The sequence below is a fragment of the Marichromatium gracile genome, from assembly GCF_004343155.1.
Lineage (GTDB): Bacteria > Pseudomonadota > Gammaproteobacteria > Chromatiales > Chromatiaceae > Marichromatium > Marichromatium gracile.
In genome coordinates, this window is record NZ_SMDC01000001.1 from 229,686 (window position 1) to 246,011 (window position 16,326).

Genomic DNA, 16,326 nt, shown 5'->3' on the forward strand with positions numbered 1-16,326 from the left:
CGAGCGTGGACGGAGGCTGAGCATGCAGGAACCAGGCGGCAGACTCGGGATCCGGCTGCGGATCGCCCCCGAGACGCGATGCTGCGAGATCCACTCGACCCGGCCGGTGACCGCCAGCCAGGTGTTCATCGGGCGCACGCCGGCGGAGACGGCGCGGGTGTTGCCGCGTCTCTACAGCATCTGCGGCCAGGCCCAGGCGTGTGCCTGCGCCACCGCGCTCGAACACGCCCAGGGACAGGCCGCGCCCACCGCGGTCCGCGCTGATCGCGCCGCGGCGGTGGCGAGCGAGACCCGGCGCGAGCACCTCTGGCGCATCCTCATCGACTGGCCGGCGGCGCTCGACGAGCCGGCCGATCACCTGACGCTCGCCCGGGTCCACGGTCTGACCCGCACCCTGCTCACCGCGCTCGACCCGGACGCGGACCTCTTCATCCCCCACGCCCGCCCCGCAACGACCGACCAGCGGGTGCTCGCCGAGACCCGCGACGCCCTCGACACCCTGCTCGAGGAGCGCGTCTTCGGCATGTCCCCGGCGCACTGGCACGCCCGCATCGACACCCCGGAGCGGCTCGCCGACTGGGCGGCGAGCGGCGTCAGTCAGGCGGCGCGACTGCTCCAGCGGGTGATCGTCGACGACCTCGCCGGGCTCGGCGCCACCACCATCGCACCGCTGCCGGCGCTCGACGAGCGGGCGCTCGCCGACCTGCTGCCCCGGCTCGCCGACCCCGGGTTTATCGCCGCCCCGACCTGGGACGGTGCGCCGCGCGAGACCACGCCCCTCACCCGCCAGCACCATCACCCGCTGATCGGCGCGCTCGGCGCCGGGCTGCTGGCGCGGCTCGCCGCGCAGCTCGTCGAGGTCGCCGCCCCGCCGCTGATCGAGCCGCCACCGACCGCCGCGCTCGACGGCGGTCTCGGCGTCGGTCGCGCCGCCGCCGCGCGCGGCGAGCTGATCCATCTGGTCCGGCTCGACGCGCGAGGCCACATCGCCGACTATCGCATCCTCGCCCCCACCGAGTGGAACTTCCACCCGCGCGGGGCGCTCGCGCTGGCGCTCGAGGCGCTCGAACCGGTCCCCGAGACCGAACTGCGCCGGCGCGCCGGGCTGCTGATCGCCGCCCTCGACCCCTGTGTCGCCTTCGACCTGACCCTCACCGGCCCCAGCGAGGTCCCGCCATGTGCCTAGCCATCCCCGCCCGGATCACCGCCATCGACCACGCCAGCGACACCGCCGAGGTCGCACTCGACGGGGTCGCGCGCAGCGTCTCGCTCGCCCTGCTCGACAGCGCCGAGGTCGGCGACTACGTGCTGATCCACGTCGGCTACGCGCTCAACCGCATCGACCCCGAGGAGGCCGAACGCACCCTGGAGACGATGCGCGAGGCCGGGCTGCTCGCCCCGGGGGATGCGCCATGAGATATGTCGACGAGTTCCGCGACCACGCCCTCGCCAAGCGGCTCGCCGCGACCATCGCCGCCGAGGTCGACCCCGGTCGCGACTACCGGCTGATGGAGTTCTGCGGCGGTCACACCCACGCCATCTTCCGCTACGGGGTGCAGCAGCTGATGCCGCCGCGGCTGCGCTTCGTCCACGGCCCCGGCTGTCCGGTGTGCGTGCTGCCGATGGCGCGGATCGATCAGGCGATCGCGCTGACCGAACGCCACGGGGTGACGCTGTGCACCTACGGCGACCTGATGCGGGTTCCAGGCGGCGACCGTCGCACCCTGTTCCAGGCCCGTGCCGAGGGCGCCGACGTGCGCATGGTCTACTCCACCCAGGATGCGCTGCGCATCGCCCGCGAGCAGCCGGGGCGCGAGGTGGTGTTCTTCGCCATCGGCTTCGAGACCACCACCCCGCCGACCGCGGTGGCGTTGGAGCAGGCGCGCGCCGAGGGACTCGCCAATTTCTCGGTGTTCTGCAACCACGTGCTCACCCCGCCGGCGCTCGCCGCCATCCTCGCTGACGGCGCACGCATCGACGCCATCCTCGGGCCCTCGCACGTCAGCACCCTGATCGGCACCGCCCCCTATGCCTTCGTCCCCGAGCAGCACCGGCTGCCGCTGGTGATCGCCGGCTTCGAGCCGCTCGACGTGATGCAGTCGACGCTGATGCTGGTGCGCCAGATCAACGCCGGCACGGCGCGGGTCGAGAACCAGTACCGTCGCGCGGTCAGCGAGAGCGGCAACCGCAAGGCGCAGGCGCTGATGGCGCGGGTCTTCCGGGTGCGCGAGCGCTTTGCCTGGCGCGGGCTCGGCGAGATCGCGGAGAGCGCGCTGGAACTCGCCCCCGAATTCGCCGAGTTCGACGCCGAGCGCCGCTTCCCGGTCGAGTGCGCGCCGGCGCGCGAGCCCCGTGGCTGCGAGTGCCCGGCGATCCTGCGCGGCGAGAAGCGCCCCACCGAGTGCCGTCTGTTCGGCACCGGCTGTACCCCGGCGCACCCGCTCGGCGCCTGCATGGTCTCCTCCGAGGGCGCCTGTGCCGCCTACTGGAGCTATGGCCGGACCCGCGACCGGGCGGCCGCCGGCTGACCCGCATGCACCCCGGGCACCGCGCCCGCGATCACCGACGAGAACCGACCCGATGACCAGCCAATCCAGCCCCCACACCCCGCTCGACCTCGACCACGGCCGGGTGGAGATGACCCACGGCGCCGGCGGTCGCGCCATGGACCAGCTCATCGACGGGATCTTCCGCCGTCATCTCGACAACCCGCTGCTCGCCCAGGGCAACGACCAGGCCCGCTTCGCGGTCCCACCCGGCCGACTGGCGATGAGCACCGACGGCCACGTGGTCTCGCCGCTGTTCTTCCCCGGCGGTGACATCGGCGCGCTGGCGGTGCACGGCACCGTCAACGATCTCGCCATGGGCGGCGCGCAGCCGCTGCACCTCAGCGCCGGGTTCATCATCGAGGAGGGCTTCGCCCTCGCCGCGCTCGATCGCATCGTCGCCAGCATGGCGCGGGCGGCGCGCGAGGCCGGGGTGACCGTAGTCACCGGCGACACCAAGGTGGTCGAACGCGGCAAGGGCGACGGGGTGTTCATCACCACCACCGGGCTCGGGGTGGTGCCCGAGGGCATCGAGCTCTCCGGCGAGCGCGCCCGCCCGGGCGATGCCATCGTGCTCAGCGGCGGCATCGGCGAGCACGGAGTGGCCATCCTCGCCCAGCGCGAGCACCTCGGCTTCGCCACCGGGGTGCGCTCGGACAGCGCCGCGTTGCACGGGCTGGTCGCCGCGATGCTCGCGGCGGTGCCGGGGCTGCGCTGTCTGCGCGACCCCACCCGCGGCGGGCTGGCGGCCTGTCTCAACGAGCTGGCGCGACAGTCCGGGGTGGGGATGCAGATCCGCGAGGCGGCGATCCCCGTCCACCCCGAGGTCGCCGCCGCCTGCGAACTGCTCGGACTCGACCCGCTGCACATCGCCAACGAGGGCAAGCTGGTGGCGATCTGTCCGCCCGAGCGGGTCGACGACCTGCTCGCGGCGATGCGCGCCCACCCGCTCGGCGCCGCCGCCAGCCACATCGGCGAGGTGGTCGAGGACACGCTGCGGCTGGTGCAGATGGAGACCGGGTTCGGCGGCTCGCGGGTGGTCGACTGGCTCACCGGCGAGCAGCTGCCGCGGATCTGCTAGCGGGTCCCGGGCGCGCCCTCGACCACCCGCCCGTGGGCGCTCTCGAGGCGCAGCTCGGGCAGCGTGACCGAGGGCGGTGCGGGATAGCGGCGGATGTCGCCCTCACCGGTGATCACCTCGACCCGCCGCCATTCGTCGGCGACCACGCCGAGCGCGAGCTTGGTGTCGCGCTCGGTGAACAGCCCGCGATGGACGACGTCGTAGCTCAGTACCCCGTCGCGCGCGACCAGCCGGCTCTCCACCCGGCTCCAGGGCAGGCCGAAGCCGCGCGCCTCGAGCCTCAGCTGGGCGCGCCGGTCACGCTCGCCGATCCAGAACAGGACGACGTCCAGGTCGTCGGCCTCGATACGCAACACCTCGGGCGCGGGCAGGAACTCGTCGTGGGCGATGCGCTCGTACTCGATCCGCTTGAGCGGGGTCGCGACCAGCACCACCGCGATCATCACCGGCACGGCCAGGGCGTAGCCGAGCGCGGTCAGGCGCGGATGACGCAGCCGACTCGACGACGGCGGCGCGAGCGCGGCGGCACGCTCGCGCCGCGGCACCCGCAGCACGCCGTGATAGAGCAGCAGCGCGGTGCCATAGACGAACACCCAGGCCCAGATCACGTCCGAGGGGAAGTGATCGCCCGCGGCCATGCGACCGATCCCGAGCAGCACGCCGAAGGCCACCGAGCCGGCGAGCGCCATCCAGGCCAGCAGCGGTCGACGCCGACGCCAGATCAGGAAGAAGACGCCGAGCACGAAGCCGACCGAGGCGTGACCACTGGGGAAGGACTTGCCCTCGCCATAATCCCCGATCTGCAACGGCGGCAGATACGGCTGGGTGCCACCGAAGGCCTCGGTCTGGTGTGGCCGGGGACGGTCCCACTGCTCCTTGAACACGCCGTTGACGATCAACCCGGGACCGAGCAGCGCAGTGGCGATCACGAACACCGCATGGATACGCAGCCGCCTGAAGCGCGGCCACAACGCGGCGGCGATCAGCACCAGCAACCCGCCGAGCATCATCAGCCCGGTGAGCAGCGGCGCGGCGACATAGAGCGCCGACCACAGCGGCGCCTGGGCCTCGTACCAGGGATCGTCGGCCCCGGGATGGTAGAACAGCGACACCAGACGGGTGTCGAGGTCGCTGAGCCAGAACGGCAGGGTGCCGAGCAGCGCCACCACGGCCAGGGCGATGAGCTGGCCTCGCAGGTCGCGCGCGATCATCAGCGAGTCCGCTGGTGGCTGGACGGAACGACGCGGACTCGATGCATGACGGACTCCTGGTGTGATTTCGGCAATGGGTCGGCGGGGCATTGTCCGGTGACTCGATCACTTTGACCAGTGCGTCGGGGACTGGAACGCACCGCCGGGCTCGGGTATGGTCGGTCCCGCTCGTACACGAAAAAACCACAGACGAGAAAGAGGACCAACCCATGACCCGCACACTGTTCGCAGGCTCGCTCGCACTCGCGCTGCTCACCCCGCAGGTATTCGCCGCGACCCCCGACATGGCCACGCCGGAGGAGGCCAAGGCGCTCTCCGAGCAGGCGCACGAGGCGGTCGAGAGCCAGGGCGCCGAGGCCGCCTTCGCCGCCTTCGCTGCCGAGGACGGGGGCTTCCGCGATCGCGATCTCTATGTGTTCTGCATGGATCTCGAGGGCGAGATGCTCGCGCACCCGCTCAAGCCCGAGCTGGTCGGCAAGAACCTGATCGACTTCGACAAGTATGGCGACACCCTGTTCAGGGACATGATCGAGACGGTGAAGGATTCGGGCGAGGGCTGGGTGGACTATCGCTGGCCCTATCCGGGCAGTGACGAGATCCGCGACAAGGCCACCTATGTGATCGGCAACGACGGCGGCTTCTTCTGCGGGGTCGGCGCCTACAAGTAGCGCACCAAGCGGGAAACGCTGAGCAAATCAGCGTTTCCCCATTCGACGCCGACGGTGGCGAGACGTAGCGGTCGGGGATACGGGCCAGGACCTGATGGTCATCTCCGCCGACGGGGCGTGTCTCCTGGATCCGGGGAGCCGGGACACGGGGACCGTCAGATGACGGTCTCAGGCGGTGGAGAGCTCGTCCTCGACGAGCGGCGCCTGCTCCTGCTCCTCGGCCGCGGCGGCCTTGGCGGCGACCCCGAACTCCGATTGACGCTCGGCGACCTCGAGGACGGTGGCGCGACCACGCTCGTCGCTGAGCCGGAAGAACTCCACCAGACGCATCTCTTCGGCGTCGAGCGGCCCCTTGTCGTCGAGACAGAGGAGATAGGTGGGGGTCACGGTGCGCAGCGCCATCGAGAGCTCGTGGGCCTCTTCGAGTCCCATCCGACGGATCCCCTGCTCATAGTTGCTGATGCGCGACTTCGACAGCGAATTGGTCCGGCTGGACAGGTCGGAAAGACTCAGCTTCTGCTCTTGCCGGGCGGCGCGAAGGCGTTGGCCGATACGTTTGGTCAGGTCCATAGTGATAATGATTCTTTTAACCAGTTTGGTGGTACGAAAAAATGATCGAAGGCCGGCGGTCAAGTTCATCCTTGAGCCGGTTCCGACACACGTCCAAGGTGCATGAGGAACTGAACCGCCGCCGCCCCGGCCCACCGTCCGAGGACGATGGATCAGGGGGCGATCGCGTCTCTTCGAGGGTCGATCAACCCAGGAAGGCGTCTTCCCATTCTGCTTCTCCGACGGTCTGGGGCTGGGGCTCCACGACACGGTCGGCGAAGGCGGAATCGAGGGTCTTGATGAAGCACTTGGTCTGCGGCGAGAGGAACTTGCCGCGTCGCTGCACGATGCCGTAGCTGCGCTTCGGGAAGTAGTGATCGAGCGGGATGGTGCTGAGCTTCTCCTCCCCGGTCAGACAGACATCGGTGACGATGGAGATGCCGAGTCCGAGCTCGACATATTTCTTGATCACCTCCCAGCCACCGGCCTCCAGGGTCACCCGATATCCGAGATTGTGCTGCTTGAACACCAGGTCAACCATGCGCCATGTACTGAGATGGCGCGGCGGCAGGATCAGGCCGTAGGGGGCGATGTCCTCCAGGGTGACCGTCTCGCGACCGGCCAGCGGGTGATCGGCCGGGGTGATCAGCGTCGGGCGGTAGGTGACGAAGGGACGATAGGTGATGTCGTCCGGCACCTCGAGCATCGAGCCCACGGCGAGATCGACCTCGTCGGCGCGCAGCATCGCCAGGCCGTCGCGGCCGGTGACGTTGTGCATCTTGAGCTCGATGCCGGGGTACTGGTCGACGAACTCGCGCACCGGATCCGGGAGGATGTAGAGGATGGTCGACTCGCCCGCGGCGATGTTGAGCACACCCTGATCGACCCGACCGCACTGGGTGGCGAAGGTCTCGTGGAGCTTGTCCATGCCCTCGACCAGCGGCTCGGCCATCTGGAACAGCAGATCGCCCTCGGGGGTGAGCTTGATCTTGGGGCCCCGGCGCTCGAACAGCACGGTGCCGAACTCGCGCTCGAGGGCCTGGATCTGCAGCGAGACCGTCGGCTGGCTGAGGAAGATCTTCTCCGCCGCGGCGCTGACGCTACCGGTCCGGGCAGCGTGACAGAAGGCGCGCAGCTGCTTGAGCCGGTTCTGCTTGTAATGGATCTGGGATCCGGAACCCATGGCGAACATCCTTCAGTCGACAACAAGCGTCGATATTAGCCGATGAACGCCATTGATAAAAGCAATACCCCTGTTATCCACCAGAAAAGTCTCACGTTTTGACGATCGGCGCACAGCATGTGCACGGCTCAGTCGTCGAGTTGGGCGAGGATATTGCGAGCCACGCGACGCGCATCCTCGTCCCCTTCCTCGAGCACCTCGTACAAAACGTGTCTGGCAGCAATCAGGCTGTCGAGTTCCCGCAGCCGGTTGGCGCGCTTGAGCTTCTCCTCGACCGAGTTGATCCCGCCGCTCACCGGCGCGGAGGCCGGCATCTCGCGCGCGGCCTCCTCGGCGTCGATACGGTCGAGTTCGGCCTCCATCTCGGTCTCGCTCAGCGGCTGCCAGCGCGACGCCTCGTCGAGCGCCGGATCGAGCTCGCCGCCGACCGAGGTCCCCGGGCGCGGATCGCTGCCGGGCGCCGGCGAGCCGCCGGGGCCGTCGGGATCGGTGCCGTCGTCGTCCTCATCCTCGTCGAGCCGGCCCTTGAGCAGGATCCGGGCGAACAGGATACCGAGCTCGAACAGCAACCACATCGGGATCGCCAGCAGGGTCTGGGAGATCACGTCCGGCGGGGTGAGAAACATGCCGACGATGAACACACCGACGATCACATAGGGACGCTTGGCGGCGAGCGCAGCCGGCGTGGTCAGGCGCAGCGCCACCAGCAGGATGGTGGCGATCGGGATCTCGAAGGCCAGACCGAAGGCGAAGAACAGGGTCAGCACGAAGTCGAGATAGGCCGAGATGTCGGTCATCATCGCCACGCCCTCGGGCGTCGAGCCGGCGAGGAAGGCGAACACCAGCGGGAACACCACGTAGTAGGCGAACAGCATGCCGAGATAGAACAGCAGCACGCTGGAGAGCAGCAGCGGCACCGCCAGGCGCCGCTCGTGCTGATAGAGCCCGGGGGCGACGAAGGCCCACAGCTGATAGAACAGGAAGGGCATCGACAGGAACACCGCCGCCACCAGCGCCAGCTTGAAGGGCGTGAGGAAGGGCGCGGCCACCTGGGTGGCGATCATGGTGTTGCCGTCGGGCAGCTGCGCCATCAGCGGCGCGGCGATATAGACGTAGAGCTCGTTGGCGAAGGGGAACAGCGCCAGGAACACCACCAGGATGGCGATCACCATCCGGATCAGGCGATCGCGCAGCTCGATCAGGTGGGAGACGAAGGGCTGTTCGGCGCCCGGATCATCGGGTTGCATCGCAGGTGACATGACTGGACTCTATCCGGACGAGAGGGGCCGGGGCCCCGGATGGCGTCGGATCAGGGGTGGATGACGGGGACTAGCCGCGCGGCGGGGTCCGCTCGGCGCCGTCCCGGGTGTCGGAGGCTGCGGCTGGACGCTCGGACTCCTCGAGAATGGTCTCGAGCGGACGCGAGTGGCGCTGCTCGTCGAGCACGCGATTGAGCTCCTCGGTATGGAGTTCGCGGTCGATCTCGTGCTTGACCGAGGCCAGGGTGCGGCGGGCCTTGCCCACCCACATCCCGGCCATGCGCGCCACCCGCGGCAATCGCTCCGGGCCGATCACGACCAGCGCGACCACCGCGATCAGGATGAACTCCCAGAATCCCCAGTCGACCATCTGGTCTCCCCGATCCGGCGCTCAGCTCAGGGCTGACGCTTGTGGCTCTCTGCCGAGGCGTTGGCGGCCTTGGCGTCGGTGCGCTCGGCCTCGCTCAGCTGCTCGGGCGCTGCGTCCTTGCGCTCCTGCTCCTTGTCGGCATCGGACATCGCGCTGCGGAAGCCCTTGATCGCGGTGCCGAGATCGGAGCCGAGGTTCTTCAGCCGTTTGGTGCCGAACAGCAGCAGCACGATCACCAGGATGATCAGAAGCTGCCAGATACTGATACCGCCTGCGCCCATCTTTTCCTCCGGACCACCCCTGTGCGGCGGTCGACTCTAGCCTCAGTGGAAACGCGCCCGACCAGCGGGTGGTCGGCGCGCATCGGGAATTCGTGCCCCGGGTGCGACGCGTGTGCGGGGGCGTCGTTCGACCGCCGCCTTTACCGCCCCCCGGAAAGAACGGGGCCGGTGACTGCCGGACAGGCCGCGCCGAGCGCGCGCTCGGGACACCCAGGGTCGCCGGCAACGCGCAATCATACCGCAATCGCCGCGGCCCCGGCAGCCCCCGGCGCAGCGGCTCAGCCCTTGCGTGCGGCCTTCTCCTCGAGTCCCGAGAGACCGAAGCGGCGCTCGAGCTCGGCGAGCACCTGGTTCGGACCCAGCCCCTGGTGCGAGAGCAGCACCAGGGTGTGGAACCACAGATCGGCGACCTCGTAGACGACCTTCTCGGGCACCCCGTCCTTGGCCGCCATCACCGTCTCGGTGGCCTCCTCGCCGACCTTCTTGAGGATGGCGTCGAGCCCCTTGGCGTGGAGCTTGGCGACATAGGAACTGTCGGGGTCGGCGGCCTTGCGCGCCTCGAGGACCTCGGACAGGCGATCGAGTACATCGTTCATGGAGCGTGAAAAACCCTCTGCAAGTGTGGGGATCAACCCTTGGAATAGATGGCGTCCGGGTCCTTGAGCACCGGCTCGACCGCGCGCCAGCCGCCGTCCTCGTCGAGCGCGCGATAGAAACAGCTGTGGCGCCCGGTGTGACAGGCGATGCCGCCGCGCTGCTCGACCTCGAGCAGCACCACGTCGCCGTCGCAGTCGAGACGGATGTCGTGCACCACCTGCTGATGGCCCGAGGACTCGCCCTTGTGCCACAGCCGCTCGCGCGAGCGCGACCAGTAGACCGCATGCCCGCTCTCGCGGGTCAGGCGCAGCGCCTCGCGGTTCATCCACGCCATCATCAACACCTTGCCGGTACCGCGCTCCTGGGCGATCGCCGCCACCAGACCCTTGGCGTCCCAGGCGACGGCATCGAGCCAGTCGTCGGCGCGCGTCGCTGATTCGCTCATGCCCGCTGCGCCTCCAGCGCGTCGGCCAGCTGCTGACCGGCGGCGAAGTCGAGCGTGCCCTCGTAGATGGCCCGCCCGGTGATCGCGCCGCTGATGCCGCTGGCGGCGGCCTCGGCCAGCACCCGCACGTCATCGAGGGTGGTGATACCGCCGGAGGCGATCACCGGGATACGGATCGCCTCGGCCAGGGCGCGGGTGGCCTCGACGTTGGGACCGCTGAGCATGCCGTCGCGACCGATGTCGGTGTAGACGATCGCCGAGACGCCATCGTCCTCGAAGCGGCGCGCCAGGTCCTCGACACGGTGCTCGGTGACCTCGGCCCAGCCGTTGATCGCCACCTGACCGTCCTTGGCATCGAGCCCGACCATGACGTGCCCGGGGAAGGCGCGACAGGCGCGAGCGACGAACTCGGGCTCCTTCACCGCCTGGGTGCCGATGATGCAGTAGCTCACCCCGGCGTCGAGATAGGCGGCGATGGTGCGCTCGTCGCGGATACCGCCGCCGACCTGGATCGACAGCTCGGGGTAGCGCGCGGCGATCGCGCGGATCGCCTCGCCGTTGACCGGCTCGCCGGCGAAGGCGCCATTGAGGTCGACCAGATGCAGGCGACGGGTGCCGGCCTCCACCCAGCGGGCGGCGACCTCGACCGGGTCGTCGGAGAACACGGTCTCGTCGTCCATCCGGCCTTGACGCAGCCGCACGCAGCGGCCGTCCTTGAGATCGATTGCGGGGATCAGCAACACGGGGATTGGGTCTCTTGCTGGGGTTCGGAAAACGGTGATCGGGGCGCGAGCGCGCTCACAGCGCACCCTTGGTCGAGGGCGTGATCCCGGCCATCCGCGGATCGGGCTCGACGGCCATGCGCAGCGCCCGCCCGAAGGCCTTGAACACGGTCTCGGCCTGGTGGTGGGCGTTGATGCCGCGCAGATTGTCGATGTGCAGGGTCAGCGCGGCATGGTTGACCAGCCCCTGGAAGAACTCCTGGAACAGATCGACCTCGAAGGCGCCGACCTGGGCGCGGGTGAAGGGCACGGCATAGGTCAGCCCGGGGCGTCCCGAGAGGTCCACCACCACCCGCGACAGCGCCTCGTCGAGCGGCACATAGGCATGACCGTAGCGGCGGATGCCGCGCTTGTCGCCGAGCGCCTGGGCCAGCGCCTGACCGAAGGTGATGCCGATGTCCTCGACGGTGTGATGCGCGTCGATATGGAGATCGCCCTCGGCCTCGACCTGCAGGTCGATCAGACCGTGACGCGCGATCTGGTCGAGCATGTGCTCGAGGAAGGGGACGCCGGTGCGGAAACTGCCCTGGCCAGTCCCGTCGAGATCGAGCGTGACGCGGATCTGGGTCTCCAGGGTATCGCGCGCGACCTGCGCGCGGCGGTGTGTGGTCTCAGCAGACATGGGATGATCGCTCGGTGACGCCTGGTATACGGATCAATTCACTAGGATAACAGCCTGCGCCGGGTTCGTGGCTCCTACCAGCGACCAGCGACCAGCGACCAGCGACCAGCGACCAGCGACCAGCGACCAGCGACCAGCGACCAGCGACCAGCGACCAGCGACCAGCGACCAGACGATTGAACCGCGAAGGCGCGAAGGGCGCAAAGGGGAATAAGCCGCCAGCGATCAGTCGCCAGTGGGTGCGGACCGCCTGTGGCCTCACGCCGACATCACACATCAACTCACTTTGCGTGAACTCACTTTGCGTGCTTCGCGGCTTTGCGGTCCAATCCTGGCGGCGGCTGGCGGCTGGCGGCTGGCGGCTGGCGGCTGGCGGCTGGCGGCTGGCGGCTGGAAAACCACCCGCCTCATGTCTCCAGCCAGAAGGTCACCGGGCCGTCGTTGACCAACTCGACCTGCATGTCGGCGCCGAAGCGCCCGCACTGCACGGCGGGGTGCGCGGCGCGGGCGCGCTCGAGCAGCAGCTCGAACAGGCGTCGGCCCTCCTCAGGGGGCGCAGCGCTGCTGAAGCCGGGGCGGGTACCCTTGCGGGTGTCGGCGGCGAGGGTGAACTGGGGCACCAGCAGCAATCCGCCGTCGATGTCGCGCAGGCTGAGGTTCATCCGCTCCTCGGCGTCGGGAAAGACGCGATAGCCGAGCAGACGTTCGAGCAACCGCTCGGCACGCGCCTCGGTGTCGCCACGCTGTACCCCGACCAGCACCAGCAGACCGCGATCGATGGCGCCGACCACCTCGTCGCCGACCGTCACCCGCGCCCGGCTCACCCGTTGCAGCAACCCGATCACGCCGCCCCCCCGCCGAGTTCGACGGCGAAGCGATCGGTGGCGGCCACCAGGGCGCGCTGGATCCCCGGCTCGAAGGCCGAGTGACCGGCATCGGGCACCACCTCGAAGCGCGCCCCGGGCCAAGCCTGATGCAACTCCCAGGCCGAGCGCATCGGACAGATGAGATCGTAGCGCCCCTGCACGATCACCCCGGGGATCCCGGCCAGCCGTCCGGCGTCGCGCAACAACTGTTCGGGGGCGAGAAAGGCGTGATTGACGAAGTAGTGACACTCGATCCGCGCCAGACTCAGCGCCAGATGCGGATCGGCGAAGTGATCGCTGACGGTGCGATTGGGATGCAGGGTCGAGCAGCGGCCCTCCCAGATCGACCAGGCCTTGGCCGCAGCCATGCGCGCGACCTCGTCCTCGCCGGTGAGACGACGGTGATAGGCATGCAGCAGATCACCACGCTCGGTCTCGGGGATGGGGTCGAGGAAGCCTGCCCAGTGATCGGGAAAGACCCAGTTCGCGCCCTCCTGGTAGAACCACTGGATCTCGGCGTCGCGACAGAGAAAGATGCCGCGCACCACCAGCGCCGCGACCCGCTCGGGATGGGTCTCGGCATAGGCCAGCGCCAGGGTCGAGCCCCAGGAGCCGCCGAACACCAGCCAGCGCTCGATGCCGAGGTGCTCGCGGATCCGCTCGATGTCCTCGACCAGATCCCAGGTGGTGTTGGCGCCGAGTTCGGCGTGCGGGCGCGAACGTCCGCAACCCCGCTGGTCGAACAGCACCGCGCGATAGCGCCCGGGGTCGAAGAAACCGCGGTGTGCCGGCTCGCAACCGGCACCGGGACCGCCGTGGAGGAAAACGGCGGGCACACCGTCGCGCCGCCCGCACTCCTCGACATAGAGCTGGTGCCCGTCGCCCACGTCCAACCGGTGGACAGCGAAGGGGTCGGTGATGGGGTGGAGGAATTGCGCTGTGCTCTGCATGGGTCGCTCGGGGTTGCGGTGGACTCGGCACGAGGCCAGGACTCCCCGATGGTACGCAACCACCGTCGATCACGCACCCGCCGCGCCGACGGACGCCATGCTAGCCTTGGGGCGCGGCAGACCGCCGTACACCAAGGACGTCCGTGATGAAGCTCCTCCCCCTGCTACTTGCCGTCGCCCTGCTGCTCGGGCTCGGCTATGTCGCCGCCGGCCCTTACCTGACCGTGGCGCAGATCCGCACCGGTCTCGTCGAGCGCGACCCGGTCATGCTCGAACAGCACGTCGACTTCCCACGGCTGCGCGCCGGGCTCAAGGACCAGCTCAACGTCCGTCTGCTCGAAGAGGCCCAGGACGACGGCGAGACGTCCAACCCGCTCGCGCTGGCGCTGGTGGGCCTGGCCACGCAACTGATCGACAAGGTGGTGGACACCTTCGTCACCCCGGCGGGGCTGGCCAGGATCATGGCCGGCGAGACCCCGGAGCCGGGCGCGGAGCTGCCGTCGGTCCCGGCCGGAGAGGCGGACGCGCCCGACGACGACGGCGGCGAGCGCCGACCCTTCGCCGACGCGCGCTATGTCTACGACGACCTCGACACCTTTTCGGTCTGGGTGCCGACCGAGGACGGGCGTGAACTCCGCTGTGTGCTCGAGCGCGACGGACTGCGCTGGCGGCTGGTCAACATCGTGTTGCCACGGGACTGAGCCCGCGCCAGCCGCCCCGCGCCCGAACCGATCAGAGACCGCGGCTGGCGCGCTTGCGGTCCTGCTCGGTGAGGTGACGCTTGCGCACGCGAATGGCGTTGGGGGTGATCTCGACCAGCTCATCGTCCTCGATGAACTCCAGCGCCTGCTCCAGGGTGAACTTCACCGGCGGGGTCAGCAGGATGTTCTCGTCCGAACCGGCGGCGCGGATGTTGGTCAGCTGCTTGGCCTTGAGCGGGTTGACGGTGAGGTCGTTGTCGCGCGAGTGGATACCGACCACCTGGCCCTCGTAGATCTCGTCGCCCGGCGAGACCAGCATCCGACCCCGCTCCTGGAGGTTGAACAGCGCGTAGCCGAGCGCCTTGCCGGTGGCGTTGGAGATCAGGGCGCCGTTGCGCCGCTCGGCGATGCCGCCGGTGGTGGCCGGACGGTAGCGCTCGAAGACGTGATACTTGAGGCCGGTGCCCGAGGTCAGCGACATGAACTCGGTCTGGAAACCGATCAGGCCGCGCGAGGGGATCTCGTAGTCGAGCCGCACCCGCCCCTTGCCATCCGGCACCATGTCCTTGAGTTCGGCACGACGCTCGCCGAGCGCCTGCATGATCGCACCCTGGCACTCCTCGTCGACGTCGACGGTGAGCTGCTCGTAGGGCTCACAGATCTCGCCGTCGATCTCGCGGAAGATGACCTCGGGGCGCGAGACGGCCAGCTCGTAGCCCTCGCGACGCATGTTCTCGAGCAGGATCGAGAGGTGCAGCTCGCCACGCCCGGAGACGCGGAACTTCTCCGGATCGTTGCCTTCCTCGACACGCAGCGCGACATTGTGGATCAGCTCGCGCTGGAGCCGGTCCTTGAGCTGGCGCGAGGTCAGGTACTTGCCCTCGCGCCCGGCGAAGGGCGAGGTGTTGACCTGGAAGGTCATGGTCACGGTCGGCTCGTCGACGGTCAGCGGCGTCATCGGCTCGACATGATCGGGGTCGCAGAGGGTATCGGAGACGTTCGGCGCCTCGATCCCGGTGAGCGCGACGATGTCGCCGGCGCTGGCCGAGTCGACCTCGTGACGGTCGAGCCCGAGATAGCCGTAGACCAGACCGATCTTGACCTTCTGCCGGGTGCCGTCGCGCTTGACCACGGTCACCTGCTGATTGGGGCGCACGCTGCCCTGACGGATGCGCCCGACCGCAATGGCGCCGACGAAGGCGTTGTAGTCGAGGGTCGAGACCTGCATCTGGAAGGGCGCCTCGGGCTTGACCTCGGGGGCCGGGCAGTGCTCGACGATGGCCTGGAACAGCGGGCTCATGTCGCCGTCGCGCACATCGTCCTCGAGTCCGGCATAGCCATTGAGCGCCGAGGCATAGACGATGGGGAAATCGAGCTGCTCATCGGTTGCGCCGAGACGGTCGAAGAGATCGAAGACCTGGTCGATGACCCAGTCCGGACGCGCGCCCGGACGATCGATCTTGTTGACCACCACGATCGGACGCAGACCGTGGGCGAAGGCCTTGCTGGTGACGAAGCGGGTCTGCGGCATCGGTCCCTCGCGGGCATCGACGAGCAGCAGCACCGAGTCGACCATCGACAGCACACGCTCGACCTCGCCGCCGAAGTCGGCGTGCCCGGGGGTGTCGACGATGTTGATGCGATAGTCGTTCCAGCGGATCGCGGTGTTCTTGGAGAGGATGGTGATGCCGCGCTCCTTCTCCAGCGCGTTGGAGTCCATCACCCGCTCCACCGGCCCGAAGCGCTCGCCGAGCGTGCCCGACTGCTGCAGCAGCTGATCGACCAGGGTGGTCTTGCCGTGGTCGACGTGGGCGATGATGGCGATATTGCGGAGTTTCTCGATTTGGTTGCTTGACAATGCCTTATCACTCGTTGACGAGGCGTCGCGCGCCTCTTTGGGTGTTCACTGGGCCCGGGGATTATGGGGCGGACTCCACACGGCCCGCGCCAGGGGCATCACGGCGAGGGATGCGCCCGAACGGGTCCGATCTCGTCGAATATGGACGCGCGGGATGGTCTTCTTGACCCGTGGTCGCGACCAAGGAGTTGGTCGACAGGCACCCGGACGCGCGCAACCGGCAAAGCTGTCGGTCAGCGGCTCGACGATGGAACGGGTGATCACCAGGCGTGCCAGGGTTGGGAATCCATAAGTATACACCGTACGGGCCAGGGCCCAGCAGGGGCGACGAAAAAAAACCTGTCGGCCCCGTCATCA

General features: G+C 68.9%; 19 protein-coding genes. 6 read left to right on the top strand and 13 right to left on the bottom strand.

Annotated features, from left to right (window positions below; all coding sequences use genetic code 11):
• Positions 1–22 precede the first annotated feature (22 nt).
• From EDC29_RS01015 to hypE, 4 genes are read left to right on the top strand one after another with little or no spacing between them, the layout of a single operon-like run.
• On the top strand, positions 23–1,186 hold the full coding sequence (locus EDC29_RS01015; RefSeq protein ID WP_132228204.1) for a Ni,Fe-hydrogenase I large subunit: 1,164 nt from the start codon (positions 23–25) through the stop codon (positions 1,184–1,186).
• The gene (locus tag EDC29_RS01020) at positions 1,177–1,416 is read left to right on the top strand and encodes a HypC/HybG/HupF family hydrogenase formation chaperone (protein WP_132228206.1); all 240 of its coding nucleotides are present in this window, start codon (positions 1,177–1,179) and stop codon (positions 1,414–1,416) included. Before EDC29_RS01015 ends, EDC29_RS01020 begins: the two co-directional genes overlap by 10 nt.
• Complete coding sequence (gene hypD, locus EDC29_RS01025) at positions 1,413–2,528, top strand: hydrogenase formation protein HypD (RefSeq protein WP_132228208.1); 1,116 nt, start codon at positions 1,413–1,415, stop codon at positions 2,526–2,528. Before EDC29_RS01020 ends, hypD begins: the two co-directional genes overlap by 4 nt.
• A gap of 52 nt (positions 2,529–2,580) precedes the next feature.
• On the top strand, positions 2,581–3,627 hold the full coding sequence (hypE, locus tag EDC29_RS01030) for a hydrogenase expression/formation protein HypE (protein ID WP_132228210.1): 1,047 nt from the start codon (positions 2,581–2,583) through the stop codon (positions 3,625–3,627).
• Here hypE and EDC29_RS01035 read toward each other — a convergent pair.
• Complete coding sequence (locus EDC29_RS01035; protein WP_123142694.1) at positions 3,624–4,838, bottom strand: phosphatase PAP2 family protein; 1,215 nt, start codon at positions 4,836–4,838, stop codon at positions 3,624–3,626. The genes hypE and EDC29_RS01035 overlap by 4 nt on opposite strands.
• Before the next feature lie 209 nt (positions 4,839–5,047).
• Here EDC29_RS01035 and EDC29_RS01040 point away from each other — a divergent pair, with 209 nt between their 5' ends.
• Positions 5,048–5,506 carry a cache domain-containing protein gene (locus EDC29_RS01040; protein WP_062276993.1) on the top strand — a complete coding sequence of 153 codons (459 nt, stop codon included), beginning with the start codon at positions 5,048–5,050 and terminating at the stop codon, positions 5,504–5,506.
• 168 nt (positions 5,507–5,674) lie between these two features.
• Here EDC29_RS01040 and EDC29_RS01045 read toward each other — a convergent pair whose 3' ends face one another.
• The 11 genes from EDC29_RS01045 to pip form a co-directional block, all read right to left on the bottom strand.
• On the bottom strand, positions 5,675–6,076 hold the full coding sequence (locus tag EDC29_RS01045) for a helix-turn-helix domain-containing protein (protein ID WP_062276996.1): 402 nt from the start codon (positions 6,074–6,076) through the stop codon (positions 5,675–5,677).
• A 184-nt stretch (positions 6,077–6,260) separates the two neighbouring features.
• A complete protein-coding gene (locus EDC29_RS01050) occupies positions 6,261–7,238 on the bottom strand; it encodes a LysR family transcriptional regulator (protein WP_062276999.1) in 978 nt (325 codons plus the stop codon).
• Positions 7,239–7,366: 128 nt separating this feature from the next.
• On the bottom strand, positions 7,367–8,497 hold the full coding sequence (gene tatC, locus EDC29_RS01055; protein WP_190287859.1) for a twin-arginine translocase subunit TatC: 1,131 nt from the start codon (positions 8,495–8,497) through the stop codon (positions 7,367–7,369).
• Positions 8,498–8,567: 70 nt separating this feature from the next.
• Entirely contained in the window at positions 8,568–8,867 is a 300-nt protein-coding gene (tatB, locus tag EDC29_RS01060; RefSeq protein ID WP_123139155.1) for a Sec-independent protein translocase protein TatB, read from the bottom strand.
• 26 nt (positions 8,868–8,893) lie between these two features.
• Entirely contained in the window at positions 8,894–9,148 is a 255-nt protein-coding gene (gene tatA, locus EDC29_RS01065; RefSeq protein ID WP_123139154.1) for a twin-arginine translocase TatA/TatE family subunit, read from the bottom strand.
• Between the two features lie 278 nt (positions 9,149–9,426).
• Positions 9,427–9,744, bottom strand: a complete 318-nt coding sequence (locus tag EDC29_RS01070; protein WP_005222120.1) for a phosphoribosyl-ATP diphosphatase — start codon at positions 9,742–9,744, stop codon at positions 9,427–9,429.
• 32 nt (positions 9,745–9,776) lie between these two features.
• Positions 9,777–10,190, bottom strand: coding sequence for a phosphoribosyl-AMP cyclohydrolase (gene hisI, locus EDC29_RS01075; RefSeq protein ID WP_123139153.1), 414 nt, complete (start codon positions 10,188–10,190; stop codon positions 9,777–9,779).
• On the bottom strand, positions 10,187–10,933 hold the full coding sequence (gene hisA, locus EDC29_RS01080) for a 1-(5-phosphoribosyl)-5-[(5-phosphoribosylamino)methylideneamino]imidazole-4-carboxamide isomerase (protein ID WP_005222124.1): 747 nt from the start codon (positions 10,931–10,933) through the stop codon (positions 10,187–10,189). The genes hisI and hisA overlap by 4 nt, the downstream gene beginning before the upstream one ends.
• Positions 10,934–10,988: 55 nt before the next feature.
• Entirely contained in the window at positions 10,989–11,594 is a 606-nt protein-coding gene (hisB, locus tag EDC29_RS01085) for an imidazoleglycerol-phosphate dehydratase HisB (RefSeq protein ID WP_123139152.1), read from the bottom strand.
• Positions 11,595–12,001: 407 nt separating this feature from the next.
• Positions 12,002–12,439 carry a D-aminoacyl-tRNA deacylase gene (gene dtd / locus EDC29_RS01095; protein WP_005222128.1) on the bottom strand — a complete coding sequence of 146 codons (438 nt, stop codon included), beginning with the start codon at positions 12,437–12,439 and terminating at the stop codon, positions 12,002–12,004.
• Positions 12,436–13,410, bottom strand: coding sequence for a prolyl aminopeptidase (pip, locus tag EDC29_RS01100; protein ID WP_132228212.1), 975 nt, complete (start codon positions 13,408–13,410; stop codon positions 12,436–12,438). Before pip ends, dtd begins: the two co-directional genes overlap by 4 nt.
• 146 nt (positions 13,411–13,556) lie before the next feature.
• On the opposite strand from pip, the gene EDC29_RS01105 reads away from it, so the two are divergent.
• Entirely contained in the window at positions 13,557–14,111 is a 555-nt protein-coding gene (locus tag EDC29_RS01105; RefSeq protein WP_123139149.1) for a DUF2939 domain-containing protein, read from the top strand.
• Positions 14,112–14,142: 31 nt separating this feature from the next.
• Here EDC29_RS01105 and typA read toward each other — a convergent pair whose 3' ends face one another.
• On the bottom strand, positions 14,143–15,969 hold the full coding sequence (typA, locus tag EDC29_RS01110; protein WP_190287858.1) for a translational GTPase TypA: 1,827 nt from the start codon (positions 15,967–15,969) through the stop codon (positions 14,143–14,145).
• Between the last annotated feature and the right edge of the window lie 357 nt (positions 15,970–16,326).

What these genes read in the sequence shown, in the direction of transcription:
- EDC29_RS01015 (WP_132228204.1), top strand. Translation starts at nt 23, where the DNA reads ATGCAGGAACCAGGCGGCAGACTCGGGATCCGGCTGCGGATCGCCCCC.
- EDC29_RS01020 (WP_132228206.1), top strand. Translation starts at nt 1,177, where the DNA reads ATGTGCCTAGCCATCCCCGCCCGGATCACCGCCATCGACCACGCCAGC.
- hypD (WP_132228208.1), top strand. Translation starts at nt 1,413, where the DNA reads ATGAGATATGTCGACGAGTTCCGCGACCACGCCCTCGCCAAGCGGCTC.
- hypE (WP_132228210.1), top strand. Translation starts at nt 2,581, where the DNA reads ATGACCAGCCAATCCAGCCCCCACACCCCGCTCGACCTCGACCACGGC.
- EDC29_RS01035 (WP_123142694.1), bottom strand. Translation starts at nt 4,838, where the DNA reads ATGATCGCGCGCGACCTGCGAGGCCAGCTCATCGCCCTGGCCGTGGTG.
- EDC29_RS01040 (WP_062276993.1), top strand. Translation starts at nt 5,048, where the DNA reads ATGACCCGCACACTGTTCGCAGGCTCGCTCGCACTCGCGCTGCTCACC.
- EDC29_RS01045 (WP_062276996.1), bottom strand. Translation starts at nt 6,076, where the DNA reads ATGGACCTGACCAAACGTATCGGCCAACGCCTTCGCGCCGCCCGGCAA.
- EDC29_RS01050 (WP_062276999.1), bottom strand. Translation starts at nt 7,238, where the DNA reads ATGGGTTCCGGATCCCAGATCCATTACAAGCAGAACCGGCTCAAGCAG.
- tatC (WP_190287859.1), bottom strand. Translation starts at nt 8,497, where the DNA reads ATGTCACCTGCGATGCAACCCGATGATCCGGGCGCCGAACAGCCCTTC.
- tatB (WP_123139155.1), bottom strand. Translation starts at nt 8,867, where the DNA reads ATGGTCGACTGGGGATTCTGGGAGTTCATCCTGATCGCGGTGGTCGCG.
- tatA (WP_123139154.1), bottom strand. Translation starts at nt 9,148, where the DNA reads ATGGGCGCAGGCGGTATCAGTATCTGGCAGCTTCTGATCATCCTGGTG.
- EDC29_RS01070 (WP_005222120.1), bottom strand. Translation starts at nt 9,744, where the DNA reads ATGAACGATGTACTCGATCGCCTGTCCGAGGTCCTCGAGGCGCGCAAG.
- hisI (WP_123139153.1), bottom strand. Translation starts at nt 10,190, where the DNA reads ATGAGCGAATCAGCGACGCGCGCCGACGACTGGCTCGATGCCGTCGCC.
- hisB (WP_123139152.1), bottom strand. Translation starts at nt 11,594, where the DNA reads ATGTCTGCTGAGACCACACACCGCCGCGCGCAGGTCGCGCGCGATACC.
- pip (WP_132228212.1), bottom strand. Translation starts at nt 13,410, where the DNA reads ATGCAGAGCACAGCGCAATTCCTCCACCCCATCACCGACCCCTTCGCT.
- EDC29_RS01105 (WP_123139149.1), top strand. Translation starts at nt 13,557, where the DNA reads ATGAAGCTCCTCCCCCTGCTACTTGCCGTCGCCCTGCTGCTCGGGCTC.